Here is an 18,279-nt window from a genome sequence, read left to right as displayed (position 1 = left end):
GGATCACCCTGCCCCGTGGCCACCGCCACCGAACCCACCGCCGCCGCACCCAGCGCCACCCCCGCACCCGCCCAACCGATCACCGCACGACGACTCGGCGTGCTGCGGCCGCCGTCCTGGGCGGTCGTGTCGTCGAGGGGCAGAGCGGGGCCGGAATCCATGGGACGCCTTTCAGTGCTGGTGCGCGCGGTGGGCGGCCGTCTCGTCGACGGCCCGCGGCGGGCAGGAGGGTGGGAGGGCACCGCGCGGGCGTCCCCGTACAGTTAGCTTAGGCACACCTTATGAAAATACCGCCCGCTCGTCTACGTCGGCGTAGTCGCCGGTTCACGTCGGCTTCCTCACACCGGACCTGAGGGCGGGACCAACAGGACAGGAGCGGGACATGACGGTCGGGTCAGACCCCAGGCGGTCGCACGGGGAGCTCGTGGCAGACGTGCTCGCGGTGCTCTGGGCGGCGCCGGGGCCGCTCACCGCCGGGCAGGTCAGGGACGCCCTGGGCGGCCGGTCGGCCAGGACCACCGTCACGACCATCCTCACCCGTCTGCACGAGAAGGGGACGCTGGCCCGCGAACGCGGCGGCCGCGGCTACGCGTACTCGCCCGTCCACGACGCCCCCGGACTGACGGCCAGCCGGATGCACCGCGAGCTGCACAACGACCCGCACCGGGACCTCGTCCTGGCACGGTTCGTCTCCGCCCTGTCCCCGGACGACGAGGACGTGCTGCGCCGGCTGCTCCGCGCGGCCGAGCAGGAGAACGGGTGACGGCGCCCCTCGACCTGCCGGTGGCGCCGGCCCCGTACCGCTCCTGAGCGGCGGTGCCGGCCCCGGGCGCCGCGCCGGGCTCACGGTTCGGAGCCGGCCTCCGAGCGGGGCGGGGTGCCCGGGCTCCCGGCGGGCGGGCGGCGGGCGGCCGATCCGATCAGTGGCAGCGTCAGGGCCAGCCAGAGGCAGGCGAGCAGCCAGCCGCCGAGCACGTCGAGCGGCCAGTGCACGCCCAGGTAGATCCGGCTGAGGCCGACGGCGACCGCCGCCGTGCCCAGCGCCGCCACCGCGGGTACCGTCCAGGCCCGCCGCGGCCCCCGCAACAGCGCCCAGGCGAGCAGCCCGGCCGCCGCGGCGGCGGTGAACGCGTGGCCGGAGGGGTACGAGTAGCCGCTGGGCGAGGCCGCCACCCAGTCCGCCATCGGTGGCCGCGGCCGGGCGAAGGCCCGCATCAGCAGATTGCGGATCAGCTGCCCCAGGGCCAGCGCCACCACCGGCGCGCAGGCCGCGAGGAGCGGGCGGCGCGGACGTGGGGTGCGCCGGACGAGGAGCAGTCCGGCCGCGGCGGCGGCCAGGTAGGGCGGGGCTCCGCTCCCCAGATCGGTCACGACGCCGACGATGTGGACCGCCGCCGCCGGGCGGTGGTCGACGGCCCAGCGGTGCAGGGACGACTCCAGCGGAAACGGGCCCCAGCCGTGGGCCGCCAGCAGCGCGGTGAGCGCGCCGAACAGCAGCAGGGGAACGGCGACCGCCGGCAGCGCGGCCCGGACCGCCGGGTGACGACCACCCACCCCGCCGGTCGGATCTGCGGGGTCCGCCTGATCTCCGGGCCCCGCCCCGGGGGCTCGGTCGTCCGGGCGAGGTGGCATCGGGCAGCGCCTCTCTGCGGGGATGCCTCGGGCATCCGAACTGTGTCTACGACACTGTAGACAGTGCGGGGTCGCGGGCGCCATCGCCTCCTCCGGATCCTCCCCGGGCTCGCCTCGGGCGCTCCCCGGAGCCCGTTCGGCTCGGCGCCCCGCGGCGTACCCGGACCGGCCGGGTGCGCTCCTGTCCCGTGGTCAGGGCCGCCGCCGGCGCGGTGGTTCGGGCACTCGGGGGCGTGCCGGCGCCGCGGCCCGGTCCCCGGATCCGGCACCGGATCACCGTACGGCGGGCGGCGGTCGCCGGGGGCCGCGCCCCACCCGCCGGGCGGCGGGATCGAGGGGTGGACCCCCGGGGGTCGGGCGGCGCAGCTCGTCTACACTTTCGTAGACGGCACAGGTGGCCGCCGCCTCTCTCGCACGGTGCCCCGTGGCCTCGGTCCGCAGTCGCCCGCCGACAGGCGGTGAGTCGCTCCGGCCGGACCCGGGCCGGCCGGGGGCGGCTCCCGCAGCGGATGGAGTTCCGATGTACGACGGTAGGAAGGGATCATCGAACCCCTCTCAACAGACCGTCCACCTGCTGACGGCGGCCGGCCGGGCCGCCGAGCTCCGGGTGACGCAGCGCCTCGCGGACCAGGGGCTCAGCCGGGCCCACCTCGCGCTGCTCTCGGCGCTCGCCGAGTTCGGGCCGCACGCGAAGCCCGACCTCGCCGCCCGGGTCGGACTGGCCGTCCCCGACGCGCTGCCGGTCCTGGACGACCTGCTCGCCACCGGGCTGATCGAGTCCTTCCACGTACAGATCGAACACCGCCGCGAGGTGGTGACGGTGAACCGCGCCGGACGCGAGGCGCTGGAGCGGCTGCAGACGGAGGCGGCGGCCGTCCAGGACGAGCTGCTGGCCCCGCTCACCAGGGGCGAGAGGGCCCAGTTGAACGCGCTGCTGCGCCGGGTGTGTGCGGCGGCGGACCGTACCGAGCGGGCGAGGACCGCCCCGGCGGCGGACGCGGCGGCGGTGACGGCCGGCGCGGCCGGTGGCCGGCGTGCACGGGCGGCCACCGGTGGCCGGGGTGCTCGGGCGGGCGTCGGGAAGCCGGACGCACCCGCCCCGCAGTGACGCGACGGCGGCGGCGCACCGACGGCGCCGGCCTCCCGGGCGGGCGAGAAGCCGCTCGGGAGGCCGGATCGGGCCGGGGGAGGAGACCGGCGCGGTGGCAGGGCCTTCGTGGGGGCGGGTCCGACGACCCGGCCGCACACTGACCCGACACGCGCCCGGACTGCCGGGCCGGGGAGGGCTGGCAGGACTCAGCCGGCGACCGGGGCCGGGCGCCGGGCCAGGGCGTCGGAGACCCGAGCGGTCACGTAGAGCGAGGCCCCGAGGATGAGCACCAGCCCGGCGCCGGCGGCGAACACGCCGCCGTCCGAGACGGCCGGCGGGCTGCCGGCCTCGGTGCGGGCGGAGCCGCCGAGGAAGGGCACGACCGCGAGGACAGCTGCGCCGAGGGCGACCTCGGCCCAGACCACCCTGGGGAAGTGGCGCAGGGTCAGGTGCAGGAGGGAGGCCTCGGCGTCGGCCTGCCGGGCCCGGACGATGCGGGGCATCAGCCAGAACTGGTTGACGCCGCCGGCCGCGACCATGCCGAGCACCAGCAGGATCTTGACCAGCAGGGCGAAGCCGTACCCCGTCGTCCACAACTGGCCGAGGCCGCCGACGTGCTTCCAGCTCATCCACAGGCCGGAGGTGAGCACCGCCGCGACGCAGACCAGCGCGACGAGGCTGAAACGGCGCCAGAGGTCGGCCCACAGCACGCCGGCCCGCTCGCTCAGCCTGCCGCGGGTGGTGGCGAGGGCGGCGAGCAGTACCAGGCCGCCGATCCAGACCGTTCCGCTGACGATGTGCACCTGGTCGAAGACCGGGTCCAGCGCCCGGTCCAGCTCCTTCGGTGCCACCGCGGGTATCCCGGCGATCAGCGTCACGGCGAGGGACAGCGGCAGGGCGGTGAGGGCGAGGGCGTCCAGGTGCCGGCGCAGTCCCGGGACGAACAGGGCGATCAGGACGGCGGCCGCCAGGGCGAGCACCACGTTCTGGACGAGGTAGAGCGTGCCCTGGGCCACCCAGGCGCCCTTGCCCGCGGGGGCGTGCAGGTAGTCCCAGATCCGCCCCGGTGCGAGGGCGTCGCCGAACGGCATGCCCTTGCCCGCGCGGGCCAGTCGGGCGGCCAGCTGGAAGTAGCCGGCCACCAGCAGGACGAGCCCGGACCAGGCCAGGTACCCCGCAGTTCTTCGCTGCAGCACCGCGGTGTCGTCGCCCGCATCCTGCCGGGCGCGGAGCGCGGGACGGACCACGGTCGCGTAGGTCACCGTCGCGCCGATCGCTCCGGACAGGCCGACGAAGTAGCCGGTCTTGGTGAGGAGACGATAGAGCGGAGGCGTGGTGTATTCGGCCGTGGCGGCCAGGTGAGCGAGGTTCATGGGAGGACAGGCTAACCTAAGTTGGTAGGTGCTTGTCTACATCGCTGTCGGCCGTCCCGCTGCTGGCTCCGACGCGGTCCGGCCGCCCGTCCCTCGCCCGTGGCGCACCGTGCACCGGGTGTGCGACGGGGCGCCACGGGCTCGTTGCCGCGCGAAGGGCCGCGCCTCGCGCGACCGGGCCTCCTCCGTGGCCGATGTGACGCGCTGTCGGTGCCCGTCGGGCGCGGGAGTCACGGTGTGTCACCCGGTGCCGCCGTGCTTGACCGGCCGATTTGGTCTATGCCAATCTCAACCACAGGTCCGGACCAATCCGCGGCCGGTCGGAGTCGGGAACCGACCGACCGCCGGCAGGGCCCCGGCGGCCGGGCGGGCCCACCGGCACCGCGCCCCCGCCGGGCTCCCCACCGCGCCGTCACGTCCGGGAACCGACACCGCCCGCACGCCCCCGCACCCTCCCCCGGCGTGGGTGCGGGTCGCACCCGCCGGCCAGGCCTGGGAGGCCTGGGCGGCCCTCCCGCCCCCGCAGGCCCGTACGACCGAGAACGAGGTGGCGGATGACCGCGCCCGGAGACCAGACCAGCGCGCCTCCCGTCGCGCACCACCCGCTCACCGCCGACCAGCGGCGACTGTGGTTCCTCCAGCAGCTCGACCCCGGCGACACCGGGTACCACATCTACCTGGCCCACCACTGGCAGGGCCCGCTGGACCAGGAGGCACTGCGCACCGCGCTGGACGGCCTGGCGGCCCGGCACGAGATCCTCCGCACCCGCTTCGACCTCGTGGCGGACGAGCCGCGCCAGCTGGTCCACCCGCCGGCCCCGGTGCCGCTGGAACTGCGGACCCTGCCCCCCGCCCCGGCCGAACCGCCTGCCCGCCGCCTCACCGAAGCGATCGCCCCCACCGTCAACCGGCCCTTCGACCTGGCCGCCGAAGCGCCGCTGCGCGCCCTGCTGGTCCGCGCCGACGAGCGGAACCACGCCGTCTGCCTGGTGCTCCACCACATCGCCGCGGACGGCTGGTCGACCGGCCTGCTCTGGCAGGAACTGCTCGACCGCTACCGGGCCGCGCTCACCGGGGCCGACCCCGGGTACCCCGAACTCCCGCTCCAGTACGGCGACTACGCCCGGGCGGAGCGCGAGCGGACGGACCCCGAGAGCGAGCAACGGGCCTACGCGCACTGGTCCGACAAGCTCGCCGGGACCGAACTGCTGCGGCTGCCGTACGACCACCGGCGGCCGGAGCACCCGGAGCACCCGGCGGCCTTCGTCGACCTGCTGCTCGGCCCCGAACTCACCGCCGCCGTGGACCGGCTGGCCCGGCAGGAGCGCTGCACACCGTTCACCGTGCTGCTCGCCGCCTACCAGGCGGTGCTGGCCCGCTGGTCCGGACAGGACGACTTCACCGTCGGCACCCCCGTGGCCGGGCGCAACGAGGTCGCCCACGAGGAGCTGATCGGCTACTTCACCCGGACGACGGTGATCCGGGCGGACTTCCGGGACGAGCCCGACTTCCGTACCGTGCTGCGGCGGGTCCGCTCGGCGACCATGAGCGCGCTGGCCCACTCCGACGTCCCGCTGGAACGGCTGGCCGCCGACCTCGGCGCGCCCACCGGCGGGCTGCCGTTCCAGACCCTGTTCGTCCTGCAGAGCCGGCACGAGGGCGGCGCCCACGGCGGCCCCGAACTGCCGCACGGCGTCACGCTCCTGGGACTGGACTCCGGGTTCGCCCAGGCCAAGGCCGACCTGCTGCTGGACACCTGGCGGACCGCCGACGGCCTGACCGCCTCGTTCTGCTACGACCGGGAGCTGTTCGAGCCGGCCACCGTGGAGGCACTCGCCGCCCGCTACCGGTCCCTGCTGGCCCGGGTGGTCGAGGACGCCGGACTGCCGGTGCACGGCGACTGGACGGTGGACGCCGAGGAACGGGCCGCGCTGCTCGCCCGCGCCGCCGGTCCGGAGCTGCCCGCCGACCGCCGGCCGGTCCTGGAACGCTTCGCCGAGCAGGTCGCCGCCCGGCCGGACGCACCGGCGCTGATGATCGGCGAGGGCACCGTGAGCTACCGGGAACTCGACCGCCGGTCGGACGAGTTGGCCGCCCGGGTGGTCGCGGCCGTGGGCCCGCTGGCCGGTCGCGCCGCCGCCGTCCGGGTCGCTCCCGGGGTAGAGCTCGTCACCGCGCTGCTCGCGGTCTGGAAGGCGGGCGGCGGCTACCTGCCGTTGGAACCCGCACTGCCGGCGCAGCGGCAGCGCCGGATGGCGGCCGACGGCGGGGCCGTCCTGCTGCTGGCCGCCGCCGCGGACGGGAGCGATGATCTCGGGCTGCCCGTGCTGGCGGTGGAGAGCCCGGCCGGCGCCGGGCCGGTGGCATCGGCCGGCGGCGCCCCCGCGGTCGTCCCGCTGCCGGGCAGCCGGGCGGGTGATCCGGCGTACGTGCTGTTCACCTCCGGATCCACCGGCCGCCCCAAGGGCGTGGTGGTCGAGCACGCCGCCCTGGCCGACCGGGTGGCCTGGATGGCCGGCGACGGATACCGGCTGGTGCCGGAGGACCGGATCGTCCAGTTCGCTTCGGTCGGATTCGACACCCACGCCGAGGAGTTGTGGCCGGCGCTGGCCGTCGGCGCCTGCTGCGTCCTGCTGCCGGGCGGCGGCGCCACGCTGCCCGACCTGCTCCGCGGCCCCGCCGGTCGACAGATCACCGTGCTCGACCTGCCGACCGCCTACTGGCACGAACTCGTGATGCTGGAGGAGGCGTTCGAGTGGCCGGCCGCGCTTCGGCTGGTGATTCTCGGCGGTTCGGCGGTGGAGGGCGCGGTGCTCGCCCGCTGGCACGCCCGGCACGGGGACGGGATTCGCCTGGTCAACACCTACGGGCCCACCGAGGCCACCGTCATCGCCACCAGTGCGGAACTCACCGCGGCCGAGTTCGGTGCGGGGCCGGTCGGTGCGGGGCCGGTCGGTTCGGGGTCGTCCGGGGCAGGGTCCCTCGGTGGTGGCGCCGGCGGCCGGGAGACCGGTCGGCCGCCGATCGGGCGTCCGCTGCCGGGTGTGCGCTGCTACGTCCTGGACCGCCGTCTCCAGCTGGTGCCGGACGGCACCGAGGGTGAACTCTGGCTCGGCGGGGCGGGCCTGGCGCGCGGCTACGCCGGACGGGACGACCTGACGGCCGAGAGCTTCCGGCCCGATCCGTTCGCCCCGGACCCGTCCGCGGCCGCATCGTCCGTAGCCGGTTCGGCCGCGGCGGGCTCGGCGGCGGCCGGTCCGCTCGCCCCGGGCTCGGCCGGTGTCGGCGCCGCCGGGGCCCCCGCCGCCAGGATGTACCGGACCGGGGACCGGGTCCGGCGCCGGGCCGACGGCCGGCTGGAGTTCCTCGGGCGCGTCGACGCCCAGCTCAAGCTCAGCGGTCGCCGGATCGAGCCGGCCGAGGTGGAGTCCGTGCTGACCTCCCACCCGGCCGTCGCCGGCGCCCTGGTGCTGGCCCGGGACGGGCGGCTGCTCGGCTACGTCGTCCCGGTGGGCGGCGAGCACCCGCGGATCGCCGAACTCCTGGGCTTCGCAGCCGAGTCGCTGCCGGCGTACATGGTGCCGGCCGGCCTCGTCGTGCTGGACCGGATACCGCTGACCGTGAACGGGAAGCCGGACCTCGCCGCCCTGCCCGATCCCGAACCGGCCGCGGCCGGGCCGGAGTTCGTCGCCCCGCGCTCGGAGGCGGAGGAACTGGTCGCCGGGATCTGGCGCGAGGTGCTCGCGGTGGAGCGGGTCGGCGCGCTGGACGACTTCTTCCTGCTCGGCGGCAACTCGCTGCTGGTCACCCGGGTGGCGGCCCGGATCCGGGCCGCCACCGCGCTGGAGATCACCGTCCGGGACGTGTTCGAGACCCCGGTCCTGGCCTCCCTCGCCGGACGGGTCGAGGAACTGCTGATCGCGGAGATCGAGGCGCTCTCCGACCTTGAGGTGGCGGACCGGCTGGCCTGACCGGCGACCGGGAGCCCCGGGCCGCCCGAGGGCGGAGCTCCGGGGCTCCCGACCGCCGCCAGCGAGACCGGCGGTGGCCGTCCGGGTCAGCCGCAGGCGGCGACGAGGGCGGCCGTGAACTCCTCGGCCAGGGAGACGATCACGGGCTCGTCGAAGGCCAGTGCGTTGTACTGGAGCCAGCAGCGCAGGGCCCCGCCGGGCTGCTCCAGCACGGTGAGCTCGGGCACGCCGCGGTCGCCGCCGGGGAGCGGCCAGGGGACGCTGCTGCCGCGCGGCAGCTCCCACGGCCGGCAGCTGAGACCGGGAAGCTGCGCCGGGGCGGTCCAGGCCTCGTAGCGGACCCAGGCCGCGAAGGGCACGGCCGGGCTGAACTCGGCGAAGGGGTAGAGCTGGTGGTCCAGCGCCGCACTGTAGACGGTGCGCAGGCGGTCGACCAGTTCGGCGACGCCGGCGCCGCCGCCGGCGTCCACCCGGAGCAGCAGCGACTGGACGAAGCAGCCGACCGTCCGCTCGGAGTCCGGGCGCGGGCGCCCGGGTGCCGGGGTCATCACCACCAGGTCCGGTTGCCCGCCGCGGGCCGCGAGCAGACCCGTCCAGGCGGCGGTCACCGCCAGGAACGGCGTGGCGCCCAACTCGGCGGCCCGGGCCCGGACGGCCTGCGCCAGCGCCAGCGGGAGTTCGAACTCATGCGCCCTGGTGAGGACTTCGGTCACCTCCCGGCGGCCCTCGAAGGTCTCCAGGGCCTGCGGGGCGCCGGCCAGCGCGGCCCCGAAGTGTGCGCGGGAGGCCGGCCAGTGGTGGTGCCCCCACTCCACCAGCTCCCGGTATCCGGGGCCGGGGCGGACCGGGGGCGCCGGCCGGCCGCGCCGCAGCGCCGAGTACAGCACTCCCAGGTCGGAGAGCAGGACGCCCACCGACCAGCCGTCGGCGACCAGGTGGTGCACCGCGACCAGCACCACGTGGTCGGACTCCGAGCGGCTCACCACCAGCAGCCGCACCATCGGGTCGCGAGCCGGGTCGGTGAGCCGGTCCCGCTCGGCGAGCAGCAGCGCGTCCACCTCGGCGTCGGTGGCGCCGGGCGCGTCGGTCAGGGTGATCCGGACCTCCGGCCGCTCGACCAGTACCGCCCGGACGGCCGCCCCGCCGGGTACCGGCTCGAACCGGGTGCGCAGGGCCGGGTGCCGGTGGACGGCCTCGGTGAGCGCCCGGCCCAGGGTCTGCGGCTCCAGCCGGTCGGCGACCCGGAAGAGCGCGGTCACCGCGCCGGCGTCCCGACCGGGGGCCTCGGCCATCCAGCGCAGGAAGTTCTCCTGCTGCGAGGTGAGGGGCAGGTCGTGCGGCTGCGCGCGCAGCGCGGCCAGGTACGGGGTGACGGTGTCGGGCCGACCGGGCGGGGTGTCGGTGGCGGCGGGCGGCCCGGCCGCCGGCCGCCCGCCGGCAGGCCGCCGGTCGGGGTGGTCCAGCCAGGCCGCCTGGGCCCGCAGCGAGGGCCGCTCGAAGACCAGCGCGGTGGTGGCCGCGACCCCGAACTCGGCGCTGATCCCGGTGGCGAGCTGGACGGCTCGGAAGGAGTCGCCGCCGAGCGCGAAGAACTCGGCGGCCGTGTCGGCGACCGGCCGGCCCAGCAGCCGGCGCCAGAGCGCGGCCAGGCGCAGCTCGGTGGCGGTGGCCGGGGCGGCGGCCGGTGCGGCGGGCGGCTGCGGGGCGTCGAACAGCGGGCGCAGCAGGTGTTTGACGACCTTGCCGCTGGGGTTGCGCGGCAGCAGGTCGGTGAGCAGGATCCGGACGGGCAGTTCGGGGCGGCTCAGCCGGGTGCCCAGGAAGAGCCGCAGTTCGTCCAGGTCGAGGCCGTCCGGCCCGGGGACGACGGCCGCCACCGGGACGGCGCCCATCACCGGGTGCGGCAGGCCGAGCGCGGCGGCGTCGGCGACCCGCGGGTGCTCGTGCAGCACCTCCTCGATCCGCAGCGTGGAGACCTTGAGCGCACCGGACTTGATGACGTCGCTCTCGCGGTCGACCAGGTACAGGTAGCCGTCCTCGTCGAGCCGGCCGAGGTCGCCCATCCGCACCCAACCGTCCCGGAACACCCGGGCCCCCTCGCCGGCCGGGCCGAGGTAGCCGCGCGGCGGACCGGGCTGGCGCAGCCAGACCTCGCCGACCTGGCCGGCCGGCAGCGGGCTGCCGGCGGCGTCCAGGATCCGCAGGTCGCCGGGTTCGGCCGGGCGGCCCACCGAGCCGGGGCGGCGGGCGTCGACCACGGCGGAGACCTGCGCGGGCGAGGCCTCGGCGGAGGTGTAGGTGTTCACCAGCACGGTTTCGGGCAGCGCGGCGGCCAGCCCCGCGGCGACCGGTGCGGGCAGCGCGGCGGCGGAGGAGTTGACCAGGCGCAGACTGCTCAGGTCGTACCGGGCGGCGGTGCCCGCGTTGAGCAGCTCGATCACCATCGAGGGCACCAGGAAGGCCGTTCCGACGCCGAACTCCTGGACGGCGTGCCCGAACAGGTCCGCGTCGAAGCGCGGCAGGCTGAGAGTGGTGGGCGTCGCGGTCAGGGCGCCGAGCAGCATCACCTGGGCGGCGTTGGTACCGATCGGGAAGGCGTGCAGGGCGTACCGCGAGTGGGCGTAGGGGCGCCGGCGCGGGTGCGGCGTCAGCCCGGCGGTGAGGTTGCCGTGGGCGGCGAGGACGCCCTTCGGGGCGCCGGTGGTGCCGGAGGTGCCGATCACCTGGGCCGGGTCCTCGGGGCCGACCCGGTGCGGTGCCCCGGCGGGGACCTCGGGGTGGGCCGCCAGCAACTCCGCCAGTACCAGGTCCACCGTGCCCGGCAGCGCGGGGAGTTCGCCGTCCCGGAGCACGCTGCGGGTCTGGGCGAGGGCGGACAGCCTGCCGGTGTCGGCCTCGGAGAGGTCCTCGCGGGCCGGGACGGGCACGCCGCCGGCGTACTGCACCGCGAGGTAGCCGACGGCGTAGCGCTCCCAGCGGGCGTTGCCGAAGCGCAGCAGGACGCGGTCACCCGGGCCGACCCCGGCGGCTGCCAGGCCGGCGGCGGCGCGCAGCGCCTCCTCCCGCCACTGTCGGTAGCTGATCTCGCCGCCGCCGACGACCCGGAGCGCCGGCCGCTCGGGGTCGACGGCGGCGCGCGCGTCGAGGAGCTCGGGGACGGTCGGCGGGGCGGGCCGCGGGGCGGGGGCGGTGATGGCGGTGATGGTGGTCTCCGGTGTGCTTCGGCGTGCGGCGGGGCAACAACTGCGCGCCGACCCCCGTTGCCCTGCGCGGATGCTGACCACTCGTCGGTGATGGACGACCGCGCTGCAATGGTATGTACCAATACGCGGAATACCGGCGAGGCTACCGCCTGCCGGCGGTCCGCAACAAGCACGGGCCCTTCACCGGATGCTCACCCGGCCCCCGCCTCCCGGCCGGCGGTGGCGGGGAGGGATGCGCCCGCCGGATCGTCCGAGTACGTCCTCCTTCGGAGGTGTGTTCCGGTCTGCCGCCGGCCGGAGGTGGTGGGGCCGGTCCGGGGGCGGCGGTCGCGCTCCGGGCGCACGGCGCCTGCCGTGCCCGCTTCGGCGCCGACGACGGTGCGGCGGTGTTCGCCGCCCCCGCCCGCCCGGGCGGCACCGCCAGGCGCTGCGCGGGGTGCTGCGCGGGGTGCTGCGCGGGGTGCTGCGGGGCACCATATTGTGAACGCTAACAGTGGCTTGGGTCAATGCCGGGGCGGCCACGATCTCCGCCCCGGTGTGGACGTATGGGGGTATCGCCGTCGATTCTCGGAACACTCCTTGACTCGAAGATTGTTAGCGCTCACAGTGTGACCCGGAGGCGCTGGTCGAACTCTGTGGACTCCGCCGGCCGTCCTGCCACTGCCGGCGTGTTCCCCGACGCGGCCCGCGCCTCCCGCCTTCGAGTCCGACCCACGAAGTGGAATATCCGATGTCTCGACCCACCTACGTCGTCGGCGTCGACTTCGGCACGCTGTCCGGGCGTGCCGTCGTCGTGCGGGTGGGCGACGGAGAGATCCTTGGCTCCGCCGTCCACCCCTATCGGCATGCCGTCATCGAGGAGCGGCTGCCCGGCACGGGCTCTGCGTTGCCGCCCGACTGGGCGTTGCAGGATCCGGAGGACTGGCGTGAGGTGCTGCGTGTGGCGGTGCCGGCGGCGCTGGCCGCCTCCGGGGTGGATCCCGGTGCGGTGGTCGGCATCGGCACGGACTTCACGGCCTGTACGGTGCTGCCGACCCTGGCGGACGGCACGCCGCTGGCGGAGAGCCCCGAGTGGGCGGGGCGGCCGCATGCGTGGCCCAAGTTGTGGAAGCACCATGCCGCGCAGGGTCAGGCGGACCGGATCAACGCGTTGGCCCATGCCCGCGGTGAGAGGTGGATCTCCCGCTACGGCGGGAGGATCTCCGCCGAGTGGCAGTACGCGAAGGCGCTGCAGGTACTGGAGGAGGACCCGGCCGTCTACGGCGCGTGCGAGCGGTGGATCGAGGCCGCGGACTGGATCGTCTGGCAGCTGACCGGCACGGAGAGCCGCAACACCTGCACGGCCGGCTACAAGGGCATCCACCAGGACGGCCACTACCCGTCCCAGGAGTACCTGGGCGCCCTGGACCCCGCCTTCGCGGACTTCGCCCGCACCCGACTGGAGCACCCCCTCACACCGCTGGGCGCCCGCGCCGGCTCCCTCACCGCCCAGGCCGCCAGCTGGACCGGCCTCCCCGAAGGCATCGCCGTGGCGGCGGGCAACGTCGACGCCCACGTCGCCGCCCCCGCCGCCCGCGCCGTCGACGACGGCCAACTCCTCGCCATCATGGGCACCTCCACCTGCCACGTCGTCAACGGCCCCACCCTCGCCGAGGTCCCCGGCATCTGCGGTGTCGTCGACGGCGGCATCATCACCGGCTCCTACGGCTACGAAGCCGGCCAGAGCGCGGTCGGCGACATCTTCGCCTGGTGGCTGCGCCAGGGCGTCCCCGCCGACTACCAGGCCGAGGCCGACACCACCGGCGAGGACCTCCACCAACTCCTCACCCGCAAGATCACCGACCAGCCCGTCGGCGGCCACGGCCTCATCGCCCTCGACTGGATGAACGGCAACCGCTCCACCCTCGTCGACCACCACCTCAGCGGCGTCATCGTCGGTCTCACCCTCACCACCCGCCCCGAAGAGATCTACCGCGCCCTCCTCGAAGCCACCGCCTACGGCACCCGCACCATCATCGAAGCCCTGGAGACCGGCGGCGTCCCCGTCACCGAATTCGTCGTCACCGGCGGCCTCAAGAAGAACCCCCTCCTCATGCAGATCTACGCCGACGTGCTGCGCCGGCCGGTCTCGCTCGCCGTCTGCGAGCAGGGGCCGGCGCTGGGCTCGGCGATCCACGCGGCGGTCGCGGCCGGCGCCCATCCGGACGTGCGGGCGGCGTCCGCCGCGATGGGTCGGGTGCAGCGGGGCGCCTACCTGCCGGATGCGGCCCGCGCGGACGGCTACGACGCGCTGTTCGCCGAGTACCGGCTGCTGCACGAGCACTTCGGCACCGGTCCCGACAAGCAGCTGCACCGCCTGCGCGCCATCCGCAACACCGCCCTGACCACCGACGGCACTTCGAGCAGCGAGGTCTGACCGCCATGAGTTCTCCGATCGACCTGCTCCGCCGCCAGGTCAGCGACCTGCACCAGGAGCTCGTCCGCTACGGCCTGGTCGTCTGGACGGCCGGCAACGTCTCCGCCCGGGTGCCCGGCGAGGACCTGCTCGTCATCAAGCCCAGCGGCGTCTCCTACGAGGAGCTCAGCCCCGAGAACATGATCCTGTGCGATCTGGACGGCACGGTCGTGGAGGGCGAGCACAGCCCGTCCTCCGACACCGCCGCCCACGCCTACGTCTACCGGCACCTGCCCGAGGTCGGGGGAGTGGTGCACACCCACTCCACGTACGCCTGCGCCTGGGCCGCGCGAGGCGAGGCCGTGCCGTGCGTACTGACCGCGATGGCCGACGAGTTCGGCGCCGAGATACCCGTCGGCCCGTTCGCCCTGATCGGGGACGACTCCATCGGCCGCGGCATCGTCGACACCCTGCGCGGTCACCGCTCACCGGCCGTCCTGATGAAGAGCCACGGCGTCTTCACCATCGGCAGGGACGCCAGGGCCGCCGTCAAGGCCGCCGTGATGTGCGAGGACGTCGCCCGCACCGTCCACATCGCGCGCCAGCTCGGCGAACCGCTGCCCATCGCCCAGTCGGACATCGACGCCCTCAACCACCGCTACCAGCACGTCTACGGCCAGCGGCCCGCGACCCGGTGAAGGAGAACCACCCCATGACCAGCCCCACCGAAGGCCGCGAGATCTGGTTCCTGACGGGAAGTCAGGGTCTTTATGGCGAGGACGTCCTGCGGCAGGTCGCCGAGCAGTCCCGCGAGGTCGTGGAGAGTCTCGCCGCTGCCGGTGACATCCCCGTGCGCATCGTCTGGAAGCCCGTCCTGACCGACGCCGGTGCGATCCGCCGCCTGTGCCTGGACGCCAACGCCAGCGACGACTGCGTCGGGCTGATCGCCTGGATGCACACCTTCTCACCCGCCAAGATGTGGATCGCCGGCCTGGACGCCCTGCGCAAGCCACTGCTGCACCTGCACACCCAGGCCAACGTCCACCTGCCCTGGTCCACCATCGACATGGACTTCATGAACCTGAACCAGGCCGCCCACGGCGACCGCGAGTTCGGCTACATCCAGTCCCGTCTCGGCGTCGCCCGCAAAACCGTCACCGGCCACGCCACCGACCCCACCACCACCCACCGCATCGCCACCTGGGCCCGCGCCGCCACCGGCCGCACCGAACTCGCCACCCTCAAACTCGCCCGCTTCGGCGACAACATGCGCGACGTCGCCGTCACCGAAGGCGACAAGGTCGAAGCCCAACTACGCCTCGGCGTCTCCGTCAACACCTACGGCGTCAACGACCTCGTCACCGCCCTCGACGCCACCACCGACGCCGACGTCACCCGACTCGTCGAGGAATACCAGGACACCTACCGCCTCACCCCCGAACTGCGCGCCGGAGCCGAGCGCCACGACTCCCTGCGCTACGCCGCCCGCATCGAACTCGCCCTACGCCACTTCCTGGAGGAGGGCGGCTTCGGCGCCTTCACCACCAACTTCGAAGACCTCGGCGCCCTACGCCAACTCCCCGGCCTCGCCGTCCAACGCCTGATGGCCGACGGCTACGGCTTCGGCGGCGAAGGCGACTGGAAGACCGCCACCCTGCTGCGCACCCTCAAGACCGTCGCCCACGGGCTGCCGGGCGGTACCTCGTTCATGGAGGACTACACCTACCACCTGGAGCCGGGGCGGGAGTTGATCCTGGGCGCGCACATGCTGGAGGTCTGTCCCTCGATCGCCTCGGCCACCCCGTCGTGCGAGATCCACCCGCTGGGCATCGGTGGTCGCGAGGACCCGGTCCGGCTGGTCTTCGACGCCGTCACCGGCCCCGGCGTGGTCGTCGGCATGGCCGACCTGGGGGACCGGTTCCGGCTGGTCGCCAACGAGATCGACCTGGTCGAGCCGGACGAGCCGCTGCCCAACCTCCCCGTCGCCCGGGCGGTCTGGCGACCGCGTCCCGATCTGCGGACCTCCACCGAGGCCTGGCTCACCGCGGGCGGTCCGCACCACACCGTGCTCTCCACGGCGCTCGGCACCGAGGAGCTCGACGACCTCGCCGAGATGCTCGCCGTCGAACTCGTCGTGATCGACCAGGACACCACCATTCGACGGTTCACCCGCGAACTGCGCTGGAACCAGGCCTACCACCGCCTCGCCCAGGGCCTGGCCAGGTGACCTGACGCCGTGGCGCGGGGGCCCGTCGTGGCCGGGGCGGGAACGTCCACGTACTCGACGGGCCGTCGGCGACCCGCTCCACCCGCTGCCGCCGGCGGCCCTTCGGCGCTCGTCCGTCGATGTGAGGCTCTGTCAACCACCTTGCCCAGACGGCAGACTGGCGGGATGGAAGACTTCAGTAGCGCTGACGCGATCATCACCAACAGCCGGCACGAAGTCCTGCTCCAACTCCGGGACGACCGGCCGGACATCCGCTGGCCCGCCCACTGGGTGGTCCCCGGCGGGCACCGCGAGCCGGGCGAGAGCCCGTACCAGACCGCCCGCCGGGAACTGCGCGAGGAGACCGGCCTGGACGTCGCCGCCCTGGAGCCCTTCGAACCGGCCCCCTTCGGCGGGCAGGAGGCCGACGGAGGTCGCTTCTTCCACGCGAGCCTCGACGTCGACCCGGGTGAACTGGTTCTCGGCGAGGGGCGGGAGCTGCGCTTCGTCCCCCTGGCCGAAGTCCCGGCGATGAAGGTGCCGCCGGCACTGAAGGACTGCCTGCGCCAGGTGGAGGCGCGCCTTCGGGGTGGCCCGGAGGTGTGGGCGGCGGTCGACCGCATCCACCGGACCCTGGCCGAGCACTGTGCAGCCCTCGGGCAGCCGCTGCTGACCATGCAGCTGGTGAAGATCCAGGAGGAGTGCGGAGAGGCGTCCCAGGCCCTCCTCGGAGTCCTCGGCAGCAACCCCCGCAAGGGCCACAGTCACACCCTGGCCCAGCTCCAGGCCGAGCTGTGCGACGTCATCGTGGCCGGCATGGTCGCGCTCCGGACGACCACCCCGGACGCCGCCTCGCTGCTCTCCGCCCACGTGGCGGCCTGGAGCGGCGAGGCGGGCCGGCCGTGACCACCGAACCGGGGGAGGCCGGGGGCGGCGGCCCGCGGCGCCCGTCCGCGCATGCGGGTCGCCGACCGCCGTGAGTCGCGTGAGCTGTGCGTCGTGCGTCGTGAGCCGTGAGCCGTGAGCCGTGAGTCGTGAGTCGTGAACAGAGCATCCGGGCGCGAGGCTGTTGCTGAGGCGTTAACGGGTCGTTGGTACTGGTACGTATCTTACGGACCGTCAGCCGTGCCGCCCGGCAACGGCATCCGACCCACCCTCACGAACCGGAGACCGCCTCCCGTGAACCGTCTACTCCACCGGATACGCCCGCGCCGCCTCTTCCGCCCGGGCCCGCTGCTCGCCGCCGCCGCGCTGGCCGGCTGCCTGCTGGGGGGCGCCCCCGGGGCCGCCCGGGCCGCCGCGGCGCCCGTCCCGCTGACCTCCGCCTCCTGTCCCGCCGTCCTGGCCGAGGGCGAGCGGGACGGCTGCGTGACCGAACTGCAGAACCTGCTGGACGGCCACGGCGCCAGCATCGTGGTCGACGGGGACTTCGGCCCGACCACGGCCACCGCCGTCAAGGGCTTCCAGTCCGCCGTGGGCCTGACCGTCGACGGCCGGGTCGGGGCGGCCACCAAGACCGCCCTGTACGCCTCGCCGACCGCCGCCGTCCGGCTCACCTCGCCGCACTGCGCCGTCGTCATCCGCCAGGGCGAGCGGGACGGCTGCACCACCGAGCTCCAGCGGCTGCTCAACGGCCGCGGCGCCTCGCTCACCGTCGACGGGGACTTCGGCCCCGCCACGCTGGCCGCCGTCAGGACCTTCCAGTCCGCCGCGGGCCTGGGCGCGGACGGGTTGGTCGGCCCCGCCACCAAGGCCGCGCTGTACGGGGAGCCGGTGCCGCCCGCTCCCACCGACCAGGGCGCCGGCCGCTACGCCGCGGTGGTCGCCCACGCCACCGACGCACTCAACGCCTACCTGCCGTACGTGTGGGGCGGCGGCCACGACGGCGCGACCGGGCCGTCCATCGGCACCTGCGGCGGCTACACGGGCGTCATCCAGCCCTGCCCGGCCGACCGCACGGTGGGCCTGGACTGCTCCGGCCTCGCCCGCTGGGCGTACTGGCAGGCCGGCGTCGGCGACATCGGCCAGATCACCGACGACCAGATCGCCAACCCCAGGTTCCACCCGGTCGCCCAGGGCGCGGCCGTCCCGGGCGACCTGGTCTTCTTCGGTTCGAGTACGAGCAACCCGGCGCACGTGGGCATCTACACCGGCGCTCCCGGTGGCGTGCCCACGATGATCAACGCCCCCGCCACCGGCCGCTTCGTGTCCCTGGAGCCGGTCGCCGCGCACTCCGCCCTGATCGGCTACTACCACTACAGCTGAGCCCGGGGTCGGTGCCCGTCGGTTCGGCGCCGCCGGCGGGATCGCGTGCGCTCCCGACGGAATTCCATGCGGACAGGCATGCTGACGTGGCGTCAGACAAGTGTGACGACGACGGCCAGGTGTCGCCCACCACTGCCGGTGGTG

Annotated in this window: 11 protein-coding genes; 8 read left to right on the top strand and 3 right to left on the bottom strand. The window is 74.9% G+C overall.

Annotated elements, in window-relative coordinates; genetic code table 11:
- Positions 1-382: 382 nt before the first annotated feature.
- Positions 383-763, top strand: coding sequence for a BlaI/MecI/CopY family transcriptional regulator (locus tag ACFTWP_RS40250; RefSeq protein ID WP_380270160.1), 381 nt, complete (start codon positions 383-385; stop codon positions 761-763).
- 80 nt (positions 764-843) lie between these two features.
- Here ACFTWP_RS40250 and ACFTWP_RS40245 read toward each other — a convergent pair whose 3' ends face one another.
- Entirely contained in the window at positions 844-1,554 is a 711-nt protein-coding gene (locus ACFTWP_RS40245; protein ID WP_380270159.1) for a phosphatase PAP2 family protein, read from the bottom strand.
- Positions 1,555-2,152: 598 nt separating this feature from the next.
- Between ACFTWP_RS40245 and ACFTWP_RS40240 the strand changes: the two genes are divergently transcribed.
- Complete coding sequence (locus tag ACFTWP_RS40240) at positions 2,153-2,740, top strand: MarR family winged helix-turn-helix transcriptional regulator (RefSeq protein WP_380270158.1); 588 nt, start codon at positions 2,153-2,155, stop codon at positions 2,738-2,740.
- A 188-nt stretch (positions 2,741-2,928) separates the two neighbouring features.
- On the opposite strand, the gene ACFTWP_RS40235 is transcribed toward ACFTWP_RS40240, so the two are convergent.
- Positions 2,929-4,095: a copper resistance D family protein gene (locus ACFTWP_RS40235; protein WP_380270157.1), complete on the bottom strand. Its 1,167-nt coding sequence runs from the start codon at positions 4,093-4,095 to the stop codon at positions 2,929-2,931.
- 554 nt (positions 4,096-4,649) lie between these two features.
- On the opposite strand from ACFTWP_RS40235, the gene ACFTWP_RS40230 reads away from it, so the two are divergent.
- Positions 4,650-8,066, top strand: a complete 3,417-nt coding sequence (locus ACFTWP_RS40230) for a condensation domain-containing protein (RefSeq protein ID WP_380270156.1) — start codon at positions 4,650-4,652, stop codon at positions 8,064-8,066.
- A gap of 86 nt (positions 8,067-8,152) precedes the next feature.
- Here ACFTWP_RS40230 and ACFTWP_RS40225 read toward each other — a convergent pair whose 3' ends face one another.
- Positions 8,153-11,350, bottom strand: a complete 3,198-nt coding sequence (locus tag ACFTWP_RS40225; RefSeq protein ID WP_380270155.1) for an AMP-binding protein — start codon at positions 11,348-11,350, stop codon at positions 8,153-8,155.
- A 649-nt stretch (positions 11,351-11,999) separates the two neighbouring features.
- On the opposite strand from ACFTWP_RS40225, the gene ACFTWP_RS40220 reads away from it, so the two are divergent.
- From ACFTWP_RS40220 to ACFTWP_RS40200, 5 genes are all read left to right on the top strand, one after another.
- Positions 12,000-13,685, top strand: coding sequence for a ribulokinase (locus ACFTWP_RS40220; RefSeq protein ID WP_380270154.1), 1,686 nt, complete (start codon positions 12,000-12,002; stop codon positions 13,683-13,685).
- 5 nt (positions 13,686-13,690) lie between these two features.
- On the top strand, positions 13,691-14,362 hold the full coding sequence (locus tag ACFTWP_RS40215; protein ID WP_380270153.1) for an L-ribulose-5-phosphate 4-epimerase: 672 nt from the start codon (positions 13,691-13,693) through the stop codon (positions 14,360-14,362).
- A gap of 14 nt (positions 14,363-14,376) precedes the next feature.
- The gene (gene araA, locus ACFTWP_RS40210) at positions 14,377-15,891 is read left to right on the top strand and encodes an L-arabinose isomerase (protein ID WP_380270152.1); all 1,515 of its coding nucleotides are present in this window, start codon (positions 14,377-14,379) and stop codon (positions 15,889-15,891) included.
- A gap of 165 nt (positions 15,892-16,056) precedes the next feature.
- The gene (locus ACFTWP_RS40205) at positions 16,057-16,776 is read left to right on the top strand and encodes an NUDIX domain-containing protein (RefSeq protein ID WP_380270151.1); all 720 of its coding nucleotides are present in this window, start codon (positions 16,057-16,059) and stop codon (positions 16,774-16,776) included.
- Positions 16,777-17,049: 273 nt separating this feature from the next.
- Entirely contained in the window at positions 17,050-18,135 is a 1,086-nt protein-coding gene (locus tag ACFTWP_RS40200) for a peptidoglycan-binding protein (protein ID WP_380270150.1), read from the top strand.
- The last annotated feature ends 144 nt before the right edge of the window (positions 18,136-18,279 follow it).

The sequence above is a fragment of the Kitasatospora sp. NPDC057015 genome (assembly GCF_042673745.1).
Classification (GTDB): Bacteria; Actinomycetota; Actinomycetes; order Streptomycetales; family Streptomycetaceae; genus Kitasatospora.
The sequence above is the reverse complement of the archived record's forward strand: the minus strand, read 5'-3'. Positions and strand labels throughout refer to the sequence as shown.